The sequence below is a fragment of the Nocardia sp. NPDC003183 genome (genome assembly GCF_053590715.1).
Window position 1 is genome coordinate 161,366 of sequence record NZ_JBSFTG010000005.1, and the last position, 18,093, is coordinate 179,458.

15 protein-coding genes are annotated in these 18,093 nt (G+C 68.4%); 7 read left to right on the forward strand and 8 right to left on the reverse strand.

Annotated features, from left to right (window positions below; translation table 11 throughout):
• Window position 1: 1 nt before the first annotated feature.
• Together ACWDXS_RS19080 and ACWDXS_RS19085 are read right to left on the reverse strand one after the other, a co-directional pair.
• Window positions 2-889, reverse strand: a complete 888-nt coding sequence (locus ACWDXS_RS19080; RefSeq protein WP_378988671.1) for an ABC transporter permease — start codon at window positions 887-889, stop codon at window positions 2-4.
• Window positions 879-1,685 (reverse strand): ABC transporter ATP-binding protein, encoded by an 807-nt coding sequence (locus ACWDXS_RS19085; RefSeq protein ID WP_378988669.1) that lies wholly within the window; start codon window positions 1,683-1,685, stop codon window positions 879-881. Before ACWDXS_RS19085 ends, ACWDXS_RS19080 begins: the two co-directional genes overlap by 11 nt.
• Before the next feature lie 136 nt (window positions 1,686-1,821).
• Here ACWDXS_RS19085 and ACWDXS_RS19090 point away from each other — a divergent pair, with 136 nt between their 5' ends.
• The 3 genes from ACWDXS_RS19090 to ACWDXS_RS19100 all read left to right on the forward strand — a co-directional run bounded on the left by ACWDXS_RS19090 (window position 1,822) and on the right by ACWDXS_RS19100 (window position 5,233).
• The gene (locus tag ACWDXS_RS19090; RefSeq protein ID WP_449967485.1) at window positions 1,822-3,594 is read left to right on the forward strand and encodes an ATP-binding protein; all 1,773 of its coding nucleotides are present in this window, start codon (window positions 1,822-1,824) and stop codon (window positions 3,592-3,594) included.
• Window positions 3,591-4,265, forward strand: coding sequence for a response regulator (locus tag ACWDXS_RS19095; RefSeq protein WP_449967297.1), 675 nt, complete (start codon window positions 3,591-3,593; stop codon window positions 4,263-4,265). Before ACWDXS_RS19090 ends, ACWDXS_RS19095 begins: the two co-directional genes overlap by 4 nt.
• A gap of 128 nt (window positions 4,266-4,393) precedes the next feature.
• Window positions 4,394-5,233: a class I SAM-dependent methyltransferase gene (locus ACWDXS_RS19100; protein WP_449967300.1), complete on the forward strand. Its 840-nt coding sequence runs from the start codon at window positions 4,394-4,396 to the stop codon at window positions 5,231-5,233.
• Between the two features lie 21 nt (window positions 5,234-5,254).
• Here the strand turns inward: ACWDXS_RS19100 and ACWDXS_RS19105 are convergent, their stop codons facing one another.
• On the reverse strand, window positions 5,255-6,118 hold the full coding sequence (locus ACWDXS_RS19105) for a 3-hydroxyacyl-CoA dehydrogenase NAD-binding domain-containing protein (RefSeq protein ID WP_449967303.1): 864 nt from the start codon (window positions 6,116-6,118) through the stop codon (window positions 5,255-5,257).
• 106 nt (window positions 6,119-6,224) lie between these two features.
• Window positions 6,225-8,123 carry a 1-deoxy-D-xylulose-5-phosphate synthase gene (dxs, locus tag ACWDXS_RS19110; RefSeq protein ID WP_378988659.1) on the reverse strand — a complete coding sequence of 633 codons (1,899 nt, stop codon included), beginning with the start codon at window positions 8,121-8,123 and terminating at the stop codon, window positions 6,225-6,227.
• A gap of 317 nt (window positions 8,124-8,440) precedes the next feature.
• Between dxs and glsA the strand changes: the two genes are divergently transcribed.
• Both glsA and ACWDXS_RS19120 read left to right on the forward strand, forming a co-directional pair.
• Complete coding sequence (glsA, locus tag ACWDXS_RS19115) at window positions 8,441-10,249, forward strand: glutaminase A (protein ID WP_449967488.1); 1,809 nt, start codon at window positions 8,441-8,443, stop codon at window positions 10,247-10,249.
• Between the two features lie 73 nt (window positions 10,250-10,322).
• On the forward strand, window positions 10,323-10,994 hold the full coding sequence (locus ACWDXS_RS19120; RefSeq protein ID WP_449967307.1) for an SIMPL domain-containing protein: 672 nt from the start codon (window positions 10,323-10,325) through the stop codon (window positions 10,992-10,994).
• Here ACWDXS_RS19120 and hpnE read toward each other — a convergent pair.
• The 3 genes from hpnE to ACWDXS_RS19135 form a co-directional block, all read right to left on the reverse strand.
• Window positions 10,975-12,369, reverse strand: a complete 1,395-nt coding sequence (hpnE, locus tag ACWDXS_RS19125) for a hydroxysqualene dehydroxylase HpnE (RefSeq protein WP_378988654.1) — start codon at window positions 12,367-12,369, stop codon at window positions 10,975-10,977. The two genes, ACWDXS_RS19120 and hpnE, sit on opposite strands and share 20 nt — an antisense overlap.
• Before the next feature lie 62 nt (window positions 12,370-12,431).
• Window positions 12,432-13,790 (reverse strand): class I SAM-dependent RNA methyltransferase, encoded by a 1,359-nt coding sequence (locus ACWDXS_RS19130; protein ID WP_378988652.1) that lies wholly within the window; start codon window positions 13,788-13,790, stop codon window positions 12,432-12,434.
• A 36-nt stretch (window positions 13,791-13,826) separates the two neighbouring features.
• Window positions 13,827-15,824 carry an APC family permease gene (locus tag ACWDXS_RS19135; protein WP_387442513.1) on the reverse strand — a complete coding sequence of 666 codons (1,998 nt, stop codon included), beginning with the start codon at window positions 15,822-15,824 and terminating at the stop codon, window positions 13,827-13,829.
• Window positions 15,825-15,995: 171 nt separating this feature from the next.
• On the opposite strand from ACWDXS_RS19135, the gene ACWDXS_RS19140 reads away from it, so the two are divergent.
• Together ACWDXS_RS19140 and ACWDXS_RS19145 are read left to right on the forward strand one after the other, a co-directional pair.
• Complete coding sequence (locus tag ACWDXS_RS19140; RefSeq protein WP_056811222.1) at window positions 15,996-16,661, forward strand: potassium channel family protein; 666 nt, start codon at window positions 15,996-15,998, stop codon at window positions 16,659-16,661.
• 4 nt (window positions 16,662-16,665) lie between these two features.
• A complete protein-coding gene (locus ACWDXS_RS19145) occupies window positions 16,666-17,337 on the forward strand; it encodes a potassium channel family protein (protein ID WP_067458738.1) in 672 nt (223 codons plus the stop codon).
• Between the two features lie 4 nt (window positions 17,338-17,341).
• On the opposite strand, the gene ACWDXS_RS19150 is transcribed toward ACWDXS_RS19145, so the two are convergent.
• Window positions 17,342-17,986, reverse strand: coding sequence for a sigma-70 family RNA polymerase sigma factor (locus ACWDXS_RS19150; RefSeq protein ID WP_449967491.1), 645 nt, complete (start codon window positions 17,984-17,986; stop codon window positions 17,342-17,344).
• Window positions 17,987-18,093: the final 107 nt, after the last annotated feature.

Sequence of the window (18,093 nt, forward strand, 5' to 3'; positions counted from 1 at the left end):
TCTACACCCCGTGACCCGACTGTGCCTGCGAGGGACGCCATTTCAGCAGGCGCCCTTCCGCGAAGCCGATGAGCGATTCCGCGATCAGGGCGACCACGGTGATGATGATCATGCCCGCGTAGATGCCTGCCGCGTCGAAGGTGCCCTGGGCATTGGAGATCAGCAACCCCAAACCTTTACTGGCACCGGCATATTCACCCACGACCGCGCCGATCAGCGCGAACCCGAAGGCGGTGTGCAGGCTGGACAGGATCCAGGTCGTGGCACTGGGCAGCACGATGGAGCCGAGGATCTGACGTTTACTCGCACCCAGGATGCGGGCGTTGTTGATGACATTGCCGTCGACTTCCCTGGCGCCGGTGAAGGCGTTGAAGAACACGGCGAAGAACACCAGCACCACCACGGTCGCGACCTTGGAACTCAGACCCAAGCCGAACCAGATGATGAACAGCGAGGCCAGCACGATGCGGGGCACGGCGTTGAGCGCCTTGATGAACGGGGCGAGCACGTCGGCCCAGTAGCGGCTGCGGCCGAGCAAGGTGCCCAGCACGACGCCGGCGACGGTGCCGATCACGAAGCCGAGCACGGCTTCCTGCACGGTGGTGAAGATCTGCAGCCAGATCGACCCGAACTGCGTTCCCTCGGTGAACCATTCGACCAGCCGATCCCAGATCAGGGAGGGCTTGGAGTAGAAGAACGGGTCGATCCAGACGCTGGCGACCAGCTCCCACGATCCCAGCCACAGCACGATCAGCGCGGCCCGCAGACCCCACACCCGCAGCTTGGACTTGCGGTTCTTGGCCTTCACCCGGGCCAGGATCTGCTCCTCGGATTCCGCCTCGACCTCCGGCGCTGTCGCGGCGATCGCGGTCATCGTCTCAAGCGACACGGGTCGCTCCCTTCGTGCGAGCCGCCTCGACCTGATCGCGCAGCGTTTCCCAGATTTCCCGGTAGAGGTCGCGGAATTCCTCGGTGAGGCGCACCTCTTCGACATTGCGCGGACGTTCGAGGGTGACGCGGAAGTCACCGCAGACGGTCGCGGGGCTCGCGGTCATCACCACGACCCGGTCGGCCAGGGCGATGGCCTCCTCGAGGTCGTGGGTCACGAAGATCACCGCGGCGTCGGTGCCTGCCCACACGCGCAGCAGTTCGTCCTGCATGAGCTGGCGGGTCTGCACGTCGAGCGCGCTGAACGGCTCGTCCATGAGCATGATCTCGGGTTCGTTCACCAGGGTCTGGGCCAGTGCGACGCGCTTGCGCATGCCGCCGGAGAGCTGGTGCGGGTAATAGTCCTCGAATCCGGCAAGTCCCACGATGCGCACCCATTCGGCGGCCTTCGCCTTCGCCTCGGCTTTCGACACGCCACGAAAGCGCGGGCCGAGCGCGACATTGTCGAGCACGCTGCGCCACGGCAGCACGGCATCCTGCTGGAACATGTAGCCGATGCCGTCGGGGATGCCGTCGACATCCTTGCCGCGCACCAGCGTGCGCCCCGCCGAGGTGGGCTCGAGGCCCGAGACCAGGGAGAGGGTGGTGGACTTGCCACAGCCGGTCGGGCCGACCACCGCGACGAATTCGCCTGGCGCGACGGTGAAGTCGATGTTCTTCACCGCGGTGTGGATGCCACCGTCGGTTCCGGGAAAGCGCTTCGTCGCGCCCCGGAGTTCGATGAGTGGATTGCTCATTGCTGCTCCTGTGTCCGGCGCCGCCTTGGTGTGATGCGCGGCCGCTATCGAAAAGTAAGTGTTGTGGGTCACAGGGCGCGCGCTTGTGCGCACAACCGGCGCAAGCAGCGATACGGACGTTGTGCGCATTGTGCTCATGGTCACCGGGGGTGCTTACACTGAGCCGGTGAGGCTGTTCCCCCGTGGTGTCCGGCTGCGGACGCAGATCGTGTTGCTGCAGGTCGCGCTGGTGGCGTTGATCCTGGGGCTGGCGTTCGGGGTGTTCGCCTACCTGAGCGATCAGCGGTTGTCGGCCGAGTACGGGCAGCGGGCTCTGGCCATCGCGCGCACCGTCGCCAGTGATCCGGTGGTGCGCGAGGAGGTCGCCCGGTACGCGGCGCTGGAGCCGGGGCCATTGCTCCGTGCGGAGCTCGCGAGCGGGGAACTGGAGCAGACGGCCGAGGCGGCGCGCCTGCGGACGGGGGCACTGTTCGTGGTGATCACCGATGACGCGGGGTTGCGGTTGGCGCATCCCGACCCGGCGCGGCTGGGTCAGAAGGTGAGCACGGATCCCTCGGAGGCGTTGGCAGGGCGCGAGGTGGTGATTCGCGAGCACGGCACACTCGGCGACTCGGTGCGGGCGAAAGTGCCGGTGCGCGAGCCCGGTTCGAATCGGGTGGTGGGCGAGGTGAGTGTCGGCATCTCCACCGAGGCGGTGAGCGATCAGCTGGTGAGCGACCTGCGCCGGGCCGCCGTCCTGGTGATGGGCGCGCTGTTCGCGGGGATCGCGGGGTCGGTGTTGCTGGCACGGCGGTGGCACGGGTTGACCCTGGGCCTGCAGCCCGCCGAGCTGGCCGAACTGGTGCGCGAACAGGATGTGGTGCTGCACGGGATCGGCGTGGGGGTGGTCGCGGTCGATGCCAGGTGGCGCACGACGGTGATCAACGACGAGGCGCGCGCCCTGCTCGGAATCGCCGGGGACAGTGGATGTTCGGTGGATTCGATCGGGCTCACGCCGCGCGTGCTCGAGGCGTTTCGCGCCGCCGACGGGCAGCCGGTGCAGGCGGCGGTCGGCGATCGGATCGTCGTGGTCACCGCCAGGACGGTGACCCGCGAGGGGCGCGCGCTGGGGGCGGTGCTCGATGTGCGCGATCGGACCGATGTGGAGTCGCTGACCCGGCAGCTGGACGCGGTGCGGTCGATGAGCACGGTGTTGCGGGCGCAGCGGCACGAGTTCGCCAACCGATTGCACCTGCTCAGTGGGTTGCTGCACGGCGATCGGCCCAGCGAGGCCGCGAAATACATCGACGAGCTGCTCGGGTCGGGGCCGCTCGGTGCCGCGATGCCGGGGATCGATGCGGTGCGCGATCCGTATCTGCAAGCGTTTCTCGCCGCCAAGGCCGCTCATGCCAGGGAGAACGGGGTGTCGTTGCGGCTGGGGCCGAGCACCTGGGTGGACGCGAATCTCGGTGCGCCGGTGGATGTGACGACAGTGCTGGGCAATCTGCTCGACAATGCCATCGATGCCGTGCGCGTCGTCGAAGCCGCCACGGGGCCGGACGTGCCCGCCGAGTTCGACGCACGCATCCGCGATGATTCCGTGGCGACCGAGTCCGGCGCGCAAGCCCGCGCGCTCGTCGAGGTCGAGTTGGTGCAGGAGGGATCCACGCTGCACATCACCGTCGCCGACAGCGGCCCGGGAATCGGACCGGAATTGGTGGATTCGCTGTTCGCCGACGGGGTTTCGACGAAACACGGTGGCGGGGTGCCAGGGGGTCGTGGGGTGGGGCTGGCGTTGTCGCGGCAGGTCGCTCGGGCGCTCGGTGGCGATGTGTGGTTGGCCTCGGCAGCCGGCGCCGGTGGACAACTGAGCGGGGCGGAGTTCATCGCGCGCCTACCCGGCGTGCTCAGCGAGGGAGAAGTGTCGTGAACCGGCCCGACTACACCGTGCTCGTGGTCGATGACGACTTCCGGGTGGCGAACATGCATGCCGGAATCGTCGGCGCGCTACCCGGATTCGCCGTCGGCGCGGTCGTCAACACCGTTGCCGCCGCCCGGCAGGCACTCGCCACGACCGCCATCGATCTCGCCTTGGTCGACGTCTATCTGCCGGATGGTTCGGGCATCGACCTGGTACGCGAATTGCATTGCGACGCCATGATGCTCACCGCTGCCACCGAATCGGCCACGGTCCGCGCCGCCTCGGCGGCGGGAGCGCTGGCGTATCTGGTGAAACCGTTCGATCACACCGTCCTCGCCGCCCGCCTGGCCGGCTACGCCCGTTACCGCAGAATCCTCGCCGTCCCCGAGGTGAGCGCACGCGAGGTCGACGCGGCACTCGACGCGCTGCGGCCCACCCCGGCCACCCCGGACCGGGGCTCCGCCGCCTCCCCCACCAGGGAACTCGTACTCCGAGCGGTGCACGGGGCCACTGCCCCGATGTCGGCGGGCGAGGTCGCCACCGCCATCGGAATCTCGCGGGCCACCGCCCAGCGCTACCTGGCTGCCCTCGTCACCACCGCCGATCTACGCATGCAACTTCGCTACGGCACCACCGGCCGGCCCGAACAGGAATACTCCCCGATCCGCCGCACGCCCTGAGCGACGCGACCAGTCTCGGCAACCCGATGCGTGCCGAGAGACCCGGCGGCACAAAATCAGTCGACCCGACAGTGGCCCGCCAACTAGCGTTGATCCTCGCCGTCACACCGCCGTCGAAAGGTCATGCCGTGCTCGAAGCCGAAGCGATCGCCGCCAACCGCGCGAATTGGGACGACCGGGCCGACGTGCACGCGCGTTCGCGGATGTACGACGTCGACGCCTTTCTGGCCGATCCGGACGACATTTCCTCGGTGGTGCGCAACGATCTCGCGGTACTGGCCCCGCACCTACCGGAATCCGGGATCCGGGGGCGATCCCTGCTGCATCTGCAGTGTCACATCGGGACGGACACCGTGTCCTGGGCGCGGTTGGGCGCGATCGAGGTGCACGGACTGGATCTGTCGCCGAACTCGCTGCGGCACGCCGCGCGGATCGCCGAGGCCGACGGTCGCGACATCACCTGGGTCGAAGGCGACGCGCGGTTCGCCTCCTCCCTGCTCGATCGGCGCTTCGACACCATCGTGACCAGTGCGGGAACCATCGTCTGGCTGCCGGAGCTCACCGCGTGGGCGCGGTCGATCCATGACCTGCTCGAACCGGGCGGGGTGTTCGTGATCCGCGACGACCATCCGATTCTGGGTGCGATGCAGTTCGAACCGTGGGAGATCGACGACGACTATCTCGGCGGTGGCGGCGCTCGCAGCTACTCGGACTCGGGGACCTACACCGAGGAATCCGAAGGGCAGATCGCGCACACCACCAATCACGAGTGGCGCCACGGCCTGGGCGAGATCGTCGGTGCGCTGCTCGGAGCCGGGCTCGTCATCGAGGCGTTGACCGAGCTGCCCACTATGGACTGGCCCGCGTTCGCCGATCTCGTGCCCTGCGAGCAGGGGTGGACATTGCCCGACGGCGCACCGCGCATCCCGTTGAATTTCGCCGTCGTCGCCCGGCGGCCCGGCCACTAGGCACCGTCGAGCCGCGCAGTCTCAGGCACCCTCGCCGAGGGCGTGCAGGATCGCGCGGGTCTTCTCGTCGCGGGCCGTCACGCCCTGCTCGTACCGCTGCTCGCCGTTGCCGTACGCGGCGTCGACTTGCTGGACCACCATGCCCATGGCCGACTTGTCCGGTGAGCCGATGTCGAAGGTCATCTGGGAGCCGACGTTGTCCATCAGATGGCGGATGCCCGCGGGGCCGCCGCCGAGGTTCATGCCCTCGAACGGGCCGACGGTGGCCCAGCGCAGTCCGAGCGAAGCTTTGACCAGGTCGTCGAGGTCTTCCGCGGCGATGACGCCCTGTTGCACCAGGTAGATCGCCTGGTCGTTGAAGACCTTCTGCAGGCGGTTGCCGACGAAACCAGGGATCTCGCGCTGCAACCGGATCGGTGTCTTGCCCAGCTCGCGATAGACCGTCATCGCCCGGACCACCGCCGCATCGGCGGTCTTCGCGCCGGGAACCACCTCGACGAGGGGCATCAGGTCTGCCGGGTTGAAGGGGTGGCCGATCAGGATGCGGTCCGCCGCGGAGCTGCCCTGGGCGATGTCGGTGGGCAGCAGCGAGGACGAGGAGGAGGCGAGCACGACGTCGTCGGCGGTGGCTGCGGCCAGCTCGGCGAAGACCTCGTGCTTGAACTCGAGCCGTTCCGGGCCTGCCTCCTGCACGTAGTCGACGCCCTCAGCGGCCGATCCGGCCTCGGCGTGAGCGGTGACCGGCAGACCCGACAGATCGTCGGCCACGATCTGTTCGAGGTCGGGTCGCGGATCGGCCAGTGCGACGTCCCAACCGCCCCGGGCGAAGAGCCTCGCCCAGCCGATACCGATCACGCCCGCCCCGACGATCGCCACCTTCGCCATGAACTCTCCCGCCGATCGGAATCCCGAGTGGACCGTTCGGCAGCGAGGGTACGCAACGCCCGAGGCGGACAACGCCCGACACGCAGCGGGCGTTATCCGGCTCTGATCAGCGTGATTGCAGCCAGCCGCCGATTCGCTGGGCGATGGCGTCGGGGGTGAGGCCGAGTTCTTCGAGGATCTCGTTGCGGGAGGCGTGGTCCAGGAACTGCTGGGGCACACCGAGATCGCGGGTGGGGACGTCCAGGCCCGCGTCGCGCAGGCGAGCGGAGACGGTGGAGCCGATGCCGCCGTGCAGGCCGCCGTCTTCGACGGTGACCACGAGGCGGTAGTTCTCCGCGAGTTTGACCAAGGTGTCCGACACCGGGATGACCCAGCGCGGATCGACGACGGTGACCGAAATGCCTTGGGGTTCGAGGAGTTCGGCGACCTTCATCGCGGTGTCGGCGAAGGGGCCGACGGCGACGATCAGGACGTCACCGTGCTGGGACTGGGCGGAGCCCGCACCGGGCACGGCCAGTCGCAGCACATCCAGCCCGTCGAGACGTTCCACGGCCGTGATGTCCTCGGCGACACTGCCTTTCGGGAACCGCAGCACGGTCGGGCCGTCGGAGACGGCGAGCGCTTCGGCCAGCTCCTCCCGCAGCGTGGCACCGTCGCGCGGGGCCGCGACCCGGATGCCGGGGATGATGCCCAGCAGCGAGAAGTCCCACATGCCGTTGTGGCTGGCGCCGTCGGGGCCGGTGATACCCGCGCGATCCAGCACGACCGTGACGGGCTGCTTCAGCAGTGCCACGTCCATCAGGAGCTGGTCGAACGCGCGGTTGAGGAAGGTGGCGTAGATGGCGACCACCGGGTGCATACCACCCAGTGCCAGACCGGCGGCCGAAGCCATGCCGTGCTGCTCGGCGATGCCGACGTCGAACATGCGCTCGGGGAAGCGTTCGCCGAACGCGGCCAGGCCGGTGGGGCCCGGCATGGCGGCGGTGATGGCGACGATGTCGTCGCGGCGCGCACCGTGTTCGATGAGCTCCTCGGAGAACACCGCGGTCCAGCCCTTGGCCTTCTTGCCCGCCAGCGGGCGGCCGGTGAGCGGGTCGATCGGGTCACAGGCGTGCATCTGGTCGGCGACGTGGTTCTCGGCGTGCTCGTAGCCGTTGCCCTTGCGGGTGACCACGTGCACGACGACCGGACCGCCGAAGTCCTTGGCGCGCCGCATCGCCGCTTCGAGCGCGACGAGATCGTGGCCGTCGACCGGGCCGACGTACTTCATGCCCAGATCGGAGAACAGTTCCTGCGGGCTCACCGCGTCTTTGATCCCGGCCTTGAGCGCGTGAACCATCGAGTACGCCGAATCACCCACGGCGGGAATGCTTTTCAGGATGCGTTTCCCGGCGTCGAGCGCGTGCTCGTAGGCAGGCTGGGTGCGCAGGGCGGTCAGGCGGTCGGCGAGTCCACCGATCGTGGGGGCATAGGAACGGCCGTTGTCGTTGACCACCACCACCACCGGGCGATCGGGCGCACCCGCGATGTTGTTGAGCGCCTCCCAGCACATACCGCCGGTGAGCGCGCCGTCCCCGACGATCGCGACCGGGGTGCGGTCCTGATCGGTGAGCGCGAACGCCTTCGCGAGGCCGTCGACGTAGGACAGCGCGGCCGACGCGTGTGAGGACTCGACCCAGTCGTGTTCGCTCTCGGCGCGGCTCGGGTAGCCCGACAGACCGTCACGGCTGCGCAGCGAGTCGAAGCGATCCTTGCGACCGGTGAGGATCTTGTGCACATACGCCTGGTGGCCGGTGTCGAAGATCAACGGATCGGCGGGCGAATCGAAAATCCGGTGTAAGGCGATGGTCAGCTCGACCACCCCGAGATTGGGGCCGAGATGGCCTCCGGTGGCGGCGACCTTCTGCACCAGGAACTCGCGGATCTCGTCCGCCAGTTCCCGCAGCTGCGGCACGCTCAGCCGGCGCAGATCTTCGGGTGAATCCACCCGCGACAGCACTCCCACCTGAACTCGCTCCCTCCGGACTACATTGTGATCAGCCCAGTGTATTTGCCCGCGGGACGGGCACAGGCTCGCGGGCCCTTCCCAGCACGGGCACGGCGAGCGCTACGGTCGCGACGACGATACCGCCGCAGGCCCGGTGAACAGGACGCGCGGGCGGAAATCGGGTTCGACCAAGGCTTACCTCACCGAGTTCTGGGCTGTGAGGACAATCTCCCCCGCGCGTCCAGGACCGGGCCACCAGCGCTGCGACCTACAGTGACGCTGTGACTCGACCGCACGGCGCGACGCGCACGATCGACCCGGGTGTGGTGGCGGGCATGCTCGACGAGGTGTACGCGGTCTGTCGCGACGACACCTCCGGCGCACCCGCCGACTACATCCCCGAGCTCGCCGCCGTCGCACCGGATTCGTTCGGACTGTGCCTGGCGACCGCCGACGGACTCGTCTACCAGGTCGGCGACACCGGCATCGGGTTCACCATCCAGTCCATCTCCAAGCCGTTCACCTACGCGCTGGCGCTGGCCGATCGCGGACTCGACGGGGTGGCCGAGCACATCGACGTGGAGCCGTCGGGTGAACCGTTCAACGAGATCAGCCTCGAACCCGACACTCAGCGCCCGAGCAACCCGATGATCAACTCCGGGGCCATCACCGCGGCCTCGCTGATCGACGGCCGCGACGCCGCCGACAAGTTCGAGCGGGTCCGTCGCTGCTACTCCCGCTTCGCCGGACGCGAGTTGACGATGAACGAGGCGGTCTACGAATCCGAAGCCCGCACGGGGTACCGCAATCGGGCGATCGGGTACATGTTGCGCTCGGTCGGCATCATCGACGTCGATCCGGACGACGTGGTCGACCGGTACTTCCGGCAGTGCTCGATCGAGATCACCTGCACCGACCTGGCCGTGATGGCGGCGACCCTGGCCGACAACGGAGTCAATCCGAAGACTCGTGAACGGGCGCTGTCGACCTCGCTCACCGAACGGGTACTCAGTGTGATGACCACCTGCGGCATGTACAACGCCGCCGGTGACTGGGTGACCACGGTCGGGCTGCCCGCCAAGAGCGGGGTCGGCGGCGGGATCATCGCGGTGCTGCCCGGTCAGCTCGGGATCTCGGTGTATTCACCGAGGCTGGACGGGCAGGGCAACAGTGTGCGCGGGGTGGCGGCGTGCCGGGAGCTGTCGCGCCGGCTCGAACTGCACTTCTGTCACGTGACCCGATCGGCGCGCACCGCGATCCGCGCCGACTACTCGGTCGCGCAGCTGCCGTCGCGGCTGCGCCGCACCCCCGAGGACGCCGAGGTGCTGGCCGCCCATGGTGACCGTGCGCGGGTCTACGAGCTGCACGGCGACCTGTTGTTCGCCGGTGCCGAACGGGCGGTGCGGGCGATCGAAGGCAACGCCGACGAGCTCGACGCGCTGGTGATCGACCTGCGCCGGGTCGGTGAGGTGAGTCAGGTGGCTCGCGGGATGGTCGAGCAGTTGCAGGCCGAGCTGGTGCGCCGGGGCAGCCGGGTGGCGCTGGTCGATCCCGATGCCAAGCTCGGTCACGAGGTGTCGAGTCTGGATCCGGACGATCCGCGCGGGCGGGTGTTCGTCGATCGCGACACCGCGACCGAATGGTGTGAGGACATCGTGCTCGACCGGCATCGGCCGCTGGGAACGCGCGCCGCCGCGTCGATCGACCTCGACGAGCATCCGCTGCTGGTGGGACTCGCCCCCGCCGACCGGGACCGGCTGTGCGCGGATTTCGTCGCCCGCACCTTCGCCCGCGGCGAGGTGATCGCCGAGCGCGGCGAGCCACGGTCCGGGCTGTATCTGATTCTCGCCGGGCGGGTGCGGGCCACCTTCACCGGTACCGACGGGCGGGTGCACCGGTTGGTGACGTTGTCGTCGGGGATGTCGTTCGGCGAGATCCCGATGTTGACCGGCGAGAATTTCGTCAACGACATCGTCGCCGAGACCGGGCTGCGGGTGGCGGTGATGAGCACGGCCGTGTTCGACGAGCTCGCCGAGCAGCACCCGCAACTGAAACTCGCCCTGCTGCAACGGCTCGCGGCCGGGGCGTACGCGCAGATGGAAGCCACTGTCCGAACCATCTCGGGCAACGCCGAGAACTACTGACCGCCCGGCGGAACTCGGTCCTCACGCGAGACGTTGAGCAGCACAGCAGCCTTCGACCGACAGGAGTACCGCGGTGAGCAAGAAGTCCTGGCAGGCGAGCACGACCACCTTCGGGCGCGGCGTGGTGCGCGCGGTCCCCGATCTGATCCGGTTGACGTTGTCGGTGGAATCGCGCGCCGACACCGTCGCCGGGGCCTACGGGCGTGCCGGTGACCGGGTGAGCGCGGTCGTCGCGGCACTGCGAACCGCCGGGGTGAGTGACGCGGACATGGCCACCAGCGGCCTGAGCGTGCGCACCGAAACCGTCTACACCGACAACGGGCGCAACGAGATCGCCGGATACCTGGCCTCCACCGGCCTCAGTGTGTCGCTGCGCGAATGCACCGGCATCGACCCCGCCGAAACGGTCGCCGCCGCGGTGAACGCGGGCGGCGACGACGTCCGCCTCGGCGGCCTCACCCGGGGCATCGCCGACCCGGCCCCCCTGCTCGAGCAAGCCCGCGACGCGGCCTACGACGACGCGAAGGCGAAAGCCGAGCAGTACGCGACCCGCGCCGGGGTGAGCCTGGGCGCCGTCCTCCAGATCACCGAGGACACCTCGCCGCCGACGTCCCGGGCCTACGACATCAGCGCGGAAATGGACTCCTCCCCCATGCTGATGGCCCGGGCCGGCTCCCCGGTTCCCGTGGTCCCCGGCGAAACCGAAGTCGGCGCAAGCGTCCGCGTCACCTGGGCCCTCGACTAGCGCGGCCGGTCCACTCCGGCTGCGCGAGCAGCGCTTCGACGGCGCGTTCGGCACTCTGGACGGCGCTTTCCATCGTGGCGCACCAGTCCGTGCGGGTCCAATCGCCGGCCAGCATCAGGTTCGGGACCGAGGTGCGCTGGTCGGGGCGCAGGTTGTCGGTGCCGAGAACCTGGGAGAAGGTCGCCTTCGGCATCTTCACCACATGACCGGTGACGACCTGAGCGTCGGCGGCTTCCGGGTAATAGCGGCGGATGAGATCCATTTGCTCGGCGACGATCTCGCTGTTGCTCTTGTGGATCTGCTCGTAGGCGCCGCTGGTCGTCAGGCAGTACAGCCAGGTGCCATCGGGCGCGCGCTGATGCATGCGCTGCCGGTCGAAGACCTGATCGATCACTCCGGTGCCGCCGATCAGCGCCTCCATGGCCGACTTGGTTTTCAGCGGCCGGTCCAGATACAGGTTCGTGCTCACGATCGGGGTGAACCCCAGTTTGTCTGCGGCAGCGTAGATTTCGGCATGTTCGGGCAGGTCGTCGAGGAGCCCGCCGATATTGGTGTTGGGAACCGCGCAGATCACCGCGTCGGCGTCGACGACCGAGCCGTCCGCCAGCTGCACCCCGGTCGCCTTGCCGTCGACGATGACGACCTTGCGGGCCACCGCCCGGTAGCGCACGTCGACCCCGTGGCGTTCGAAAACCTTCTCGGCACCGGCGATGTAGAGGGTGTCCAGATCCACGGTGGGGTAGCCGATCGTCACGCCTGTGCGCGTCCGCATCCCGATCCGGACCCCGGTGGCCAGCACATCGGCGAACACCTTCGCCGACTCCCTGTCCACCGGTTCCGCGGCGATGCCGAGCGCGAGCCAATCCCACAGGGCCTCGCGCGCTTTCGGCGGCATCGCCAGCCGCCGGAACCACTCGTCGGTGGTGATGTCGGCGAGGTAGGCAGGCTGCCACAGCGCTTGGCGCACCAAGGTGAGCGCGGAACGCAGCGCACGCAGCCGCTCCAGCGGTCCCGCGTCGGGATGCGCACCCATCAGTGTGCGCACGGCCGCGAAACCCTTGGTGTGCAACATGACTGCGCGACCACCCGGCCAGCGCAGGCTCCCCGCGCCGGGGAATTCCACGTGGTGCCGCGTGCCCACGCTCTCCAGATACCGCCACAGGCTCCGGTACCCGCTGGCCACCACGTGCTGGCCGTTGTCGGCGAGGTCGTCCACCTCGGCGACCCGCATCGCCTGCGTGCGGCCGCCGAGCCGACCTCGCCGCTCCAGCAGGGTTACCTGTTCACCGGCTTCCGCCAGCCATACGGCGGCGGCCAGTCCGGCCAGCCCACCCCCGATGACAACGAACCGGCGTGCGTCGTTCACGTCCACCATTGAGACAATGTAGCGCGAACTCTCTCTTTCTATCGGTGGAATCGTCCGGGATCACCGAACACTCAGCGGTCGAGCAGCGCGACGCATTCGACATGGTGCGTCGCCGGGAAGGCGTCGAAGGCCCGCAGCTCCGCCAGGTGATAGCCGGCATCCAGGTACAACCCCAGATCACGAGCGAACGCCGCCGGGTCGCAACCGATATGAACGATCCGGCGCGGATCGGCATCGGCGACAGCGGCGACGACATCCTTGCCCGCCCCCGCCCGCGGCGGATCGAGCACCACGACATCGGGCCTACCGGAAGCACTTCGAGCCCACGGCTCGACCCGCTCACTACGCAATTCCAGCCAGGGCAGATCCCCCAGCGCCGCCACTCCGTCGACAACCGCCGAACGAGCGGATTCGACACCGGTCACCGCCCCGGTCTGCCCCACCTGCTCGGCCAAGCGGGCAGCGAACACGCCCACACCGGCGTAGAGATCCCACCCCGAACCGCCGGGAGCGAGCCCCGACCACTCGGCGATCAGGTCCGAATAACATTGCGCCGCACCGCGATGCGCCTGCCAGAACCCGGTCGCCGACAACTCCCAGCGACGCCCCGCCACATACTCGACGACGCGACCCGAACCCTCGACCACACACTCCTCACGAGGCGCGTTCATCGCCGACTTCCGCGAAGCCGCCCGGTCCCGGATCGCCCCACGCTCGTCACCCGTCGGCGGCGCCGACTCACGACGACGCCCCGGCCGCTGGCCACGACCGCGGCTCGCGCCACGCGGTGTCTCCGGGCGACCGGCGGGACCGGAAGCAGGAGTCTCGGCCAGTTCCACGATATGACGAACACCGTCACCGTCGAGCGCGACGACCAGATCCGCCCCCGGCGTCCACAACCGGTCCGCGACGCCGTCGAGCGCACCGGCGACAGGCTGCGGGCAGCGCAGATCCGCGATCACCTCGGTGCTGCGGTGACGGTGCACACCGGCGTGCCCCGCGCCGTCCACGACCAACCGCACCCGCGTGCGCCAACCACCGGTGACCTCACCCGAATCACCGGCGATCGGCTCGACCGTCACCTCACGCTCGATCTTGGCCAACCGGCGCAACTGCTCTTCCACCACCGTGGCCTTGAGCGCGCGCTGCGCCGCGGGCGTCGCGAAGGAGAAGTCACAGCACCCCGCACCGCCCGGCCCGGACACCGGACAGGTCGCGGGCACCCGGTCCGGGGACGCCTCGATGATCTCGACCGCGTCGGCCCGGCAGAACGAACCGCCGCGATCCTCGGTCACCCGCGCCCGCACCAGCTCACCGGGCAGCCCGTGTCGCACGAACACGACCCGGCCCTCGTGGCGTCCGACGATGAACCCACCGTGCCCGGGCGCCCCGAGGCGCACCTCGAATTCTTGTCCGCTCCAATCACTCACGGCCACACCCACTCTCACCCTCGACCGGCGCGCCGCTCATTCGCGACGTCCTGGTCGTTCGAAACCTCGGCGCACCGAACCCGGTGCGTTCACATCGGCTGCCTGCTTGGCCCTGGTGGAGGAACTGAGCTGCCACGGCACGCTCGTCACCATCACACCGGGCTCGAACAGCAACCTGCCCTTCAACCGCAGCGCGGACTGGTTGTGCAGCACCTGCTCCCACCAGTGGCCGACCACGTATTCGGGAATGAAGACGGTGACCACGTCGCGCGGGGCGTCCTTGCGCACCCGCTTGACGTACTCGAGCACCGGCTTGGTGATCTCGCGATAGGGCGATTCGATCACCTTCAACGGCACGTTGATCTCGCTGTTCTCCCATTCGCGCACCAGCTTGCGGGTGTCGGCGTCGTCGACGTTGACCGTCACCGCTTCCAGCGTGTCCGGGCGGGTGGCGCGCGCGAAGGCCAGCGCGCGGCGCGTGGGCAGATGCAGCTTGGAGACCAGGACCAGTGAGTGGGTGCGGCTGGGCAGCACGCCGTCCCAGTCGGATTCGTCGAGTTCGCGCGAGACCGAGTCGTAGTGCTTGTGGATCAGCTTCATCACGACGAAGATCGCCACCATCGTCAGGATCGCGATCCAGGCGCCGGCGAAGAACTTGGTGACCAGCACGATCATCAGCACGGCGCCCGTCGCGGTCAGACCGATCGCGTTGATCACCCGGGAACGCATCATCTGCCTGCGCTGCGCCGGGTCGGTCTCGGTACGCAGCAGGCGCGTCCAGTGCCGCAGCATGCCGGTCTGGCTCAGCACGAACGAGACGAACACACCCACGATGTAGAGCTGGATCAGCTTGGTCACCTCGGCGCCGAAGACCACCACGAACGCGATCGCGGCACCCGAGAGGAACAGGATGCCGTTGGAGAACGCGAGCCGGTCGCCGCGGGTGTGCAGCTGACGGGGCAGGTAGCGGTCCTGTGCCAGGATCGAACCGAGCACGGGGAAACCGTTGAACGCGGTGTTGGCGGCCAGCACCAGGATCAGGGCGGTGACGATGGTGATGAAGAAGAAGCCGATCGGGAAACCGTGGAACACCGCTTCGGCGATCTGCGCGATGAGGGTCTTCTGGTGATAATCGGCGGGCGCGCCGACCAGGTGCGCGGGGTCGTGCGCGTACACGACGCGGATCTTCTGGGCCAGGATGATGATGCCCATCAGCAGCACGATCGCGATGGAACCCAGCAGCAGCAAGGTGGTCGCGGCATTGCGCGACTTGGGTTTACGGAACGCGGGTACACCGTTGCTGATGGCCTCGACACCGGTCAGCGCCGCACAACCGGAGGAGAAGGCACGCGCGATCAGGAAGGCGAAGGCCAAGCCGTAGAGGTGCTCGTCTTCGGCGTTGAGCCCGAAACCGGCGGACTCGGCCTGGATGTCGTCGCCGAGCACGTAGGTACGGAACAGGCCCCAAGCCAGCATCGCGAACATGCCGAAGATGAACGCGTAGGTGGGAATCGCGAAGGCGGTCCCCGATTCGCGGATGCCACGCAGGTTGATCGCGGTGAGGATCGCGATCGCCACGACCGCGAACAACACCTTGTGCGTGGCGACGAACGGGATCGCCGACCCGATATTGGACGCGGCCGATGAAATCGACACCGCCACGGTGAGCACATAATCGACCAGTAGCGCGCTGCCGACCGTCAAACCGGCATTGGGCCCGATGTTCTTCGTCGCGACCTCGTAGTCGCCGCCACCGGAAGGGTAGGCGTGCACGTTCTGCCGGTAGCTGGCAACGACCACCGCCATCACCAGGGCTACGGCAAGACCGACCCACGGCGCGTACACGTAGGCCGAGATGCCCGCCGCCGACAGCACCAGGAAGATTTCCTCCGGGGCATACGCGACCGACGACATCGCGTCGGAGGCGAAGACCGGAAGAGCGATACGCTTGGGCAACAACGTGTGGCCGAGCGAATCGCTACGGAACGGCCTGCCCAGCAGCACACGCTTGGCTGCCGTCGTCAACTTGGACACCGGGCTGAGCATAGAGGAGTTCACCAGCACCTTCGCGCGCACGTTCACCGGCGTCACGGCGATGTCCGGATTGTTTGCCCCGCGTCGGCGCGGGGAAAATGGGCGATGGGAGCATCCGGCGGGTACGGTCCTTGCCGGACGCCACGGGTAGGCAAGGAACGAGGGTGCACGGTGTACGTAGTGATCATGGGGTGCGGGCGTGTCGGCTCGTCACTGGCGCGTGCGCTGACCCGGGTGGGTCACGAGGTCACGGTCATCGACCGGGATCCCACCGCCTTCCGCCGCCTCGGTGAGGGCTTCACCGGGCAGGAGGTGATCGGCGTCGGCTTCGACCGCGAGGTGCTGACCCGCGCGGGGATCGAGCGCGCCGACGCCTTCGCCGCGGTGAGCTCCGGTGACAACTCCAACATCATCTCGGCGCGAGTGGCCAGAGAGATGTTCGGCGTCGAACGTGTCGTCGCTCGCATCTACGACGCCAAGCGCGCCGAGGTGTACGAACGACTCGGCATCCCGACCATCGCCACCGTGCCGTGGACCACCGACCGGTTCCTGCGCACCCTCATCGGTGACAACTCGACCACCACCTGGCGCGACCCCACCGGCGCGGTCGCGGTGACCCAGCTGACCCTGCACGAGGACTGGTCCGGTCGCACGGTGCGCGATCTGGAACGCGACCTGCAGGTGCGGGTGGCGTTCATCCTGCGCTTCGGCCAGGGCCTGCTGCCCGAATCCAAGACGATCGTCCAGGCCGACGACGTCGTCTATGTCGCGGCCACGTCCGGCACAGTCGGCGAGGCGATCGCCCTGGCCGCCAAGGCCCCACTGAGCGAGGACTGAACACATGAAGGTCGCCATCGCCGGAGCGGGCGCGGTCGGGCGCTCGATCGCCAGGGAACTCCTACGCGGCGGACACCGCGTGATGCTGCTCGAACGCCAGCTCGACCACATCGATCCCGCCGCCATTCCCGACGCCGTCTGGGTGCACGCCGACGCCTGCGAGCTGTCGCTGCTGGAGAACGCCGATCTCGAGACCTACGAGGTGGTGATCGCGGCCACCGGCGACGACAAGGCGAATCTGGTGCACGCCCTGCTCGCCAAGACCGAGTTCGGGGTGCGCCGAGTGGTGGCGCGAGTCAACGATCCGCGCAACGAATGGCTGTTCAACGAGTCGTGGGGCGTCGACGTGGCGGTGTCGACGCCGCGGCTGCTCGCCTCGCTGGTCGAGGAGGCCGTATCGGTGGGTGATCTGGTGCGGCTGATGACGCTGCGGCAAGGGCAGGCCAACCTGGTCGAGATCACCCTGCCCGCCGACACCCAGCTGGCAGGCAAGCCGGTGCGGACCTTGAAGATGCCGCGCGATACCGCGCTGGTGACGATCCTGCGCGGTGGCCGGGTCATCGTGCCGCAACCCGACGATCCGTTCGAGGGTGACGACGAACTGTTGTTCGTCACCTCGGTGGAGGCCGAAGAGGATCTGCGACTCACGCTGGCGACGCACGGCGTGCGGCCGTAAGCCCCTACGCCACTTTCAGTTCCGCGCGCAGCTTGTTGAGCGCGCGGTGCTGCATCACCCGGACCACGCCCGGGCTGGTGCCGATGGCCTCGGCGGTCTGGGCCGCGCTCCAGCCGAGCACGATGCGCATGTGCAGCACCTCTCGGTGATTCGGCGCGAGCACCTTCATCAGTTCGAGGGTGGCGGCGCGGCGCTCGTAGGCCAGCACCCACTCCTCCGGACCCGCCGAAGTACTGGCGCTGTCGGGCAGCTCGGCCGTGGGGTAGGCAGTGTGCTTGCCGCGACGGAACGCGTCGGAGACCTTGTTGGCGGCGATGCCGTAGACGAAGGCCAGGAACGACTTGCCTTGATCGCGGTAGCGCGGGATGGCGGTGACAGTGGCGATCAGGACTTCCTGGGTGACATCGTCGGCGGTGACGGTGAGATGCCCGGTGGTGCCCATCCGGGCCGAGCAGTACCGGCGGACCACCGGGTGCACCAGGCGCAGGATCTCGGCGACGGCGTCGCGATCACCGGCGGCGGCCGGGCCGATCAGCGCGTCGAGTTCGGCGCCGAGGCGCTTGCTCTCCGACAGCACGGGCGCCGGGGTCTTGGCGGCGTCGCGGCGTGCTGCGGTGGCCGGTCGCTCATTTCGGTGCTCGGTTGCCATCATGGTCGCCGGTCCTCTCACGATCATCGCGTTTTTCCTACGCATTGATCGTGCGACGAACAGCCGGTCGCGACCAGATACCCCAGGGTGGGTACTTCCCCACCTCC

Bases quoted from the DNA above. Each gene is read 5' to 3' on its own strand.
- ACWDXS_RS19090 (WP_449967485.1), top strand. From the start codon at position 1,822: ATGGTCACCGGGGGTGCTTACACTGAGCCGGTGAGGCTGTTCCCCCGT.
- glsA (WP_449967488.1), top strand. From the start codon at position 8,441: ATGCTCGACGAGGTGTACGCGGTCTGTCGCGACGACACCTCCGGCGCA.
- ACWDXS_RS19105 (WP_449967303.1), bottom strand. From the start codon at position 6,118: ATGGCGAAGGTGGCGATCGTCGGGGCGGGCGTGATCGGTATCGGCTGG.
- hpnE (WP_378988654.1), bottom strand. From the start codon at position 12,369: ATGGTGGACGTGAACGACGCACGCCGGTTCGTTGTCATCGGGGGTGGG.
- ACWDXS_RS19150 (WP_449967491.1), bottom strand. From the start codon at position 17,986: ATGGCAACCGAGCACCGAAATGAGCGACCGGCCACCGCAGCACGCCGC.
- ACWDXS_RS19145 (WP_067458738.1), top strand. From the start codon at position 16,666: ATGAAGGTCGCCATCGCCGGAGCGGGCGCGGTCGGGCGCTCGATCGCC.
- ACWDXS_RS19085 (WP_378988669.1), bottom strand. From the start codon at position 1,685: ATGAGCAATCCACTCATCGAACTCCGGGGCGCGACGAAGCGCTTTCCC.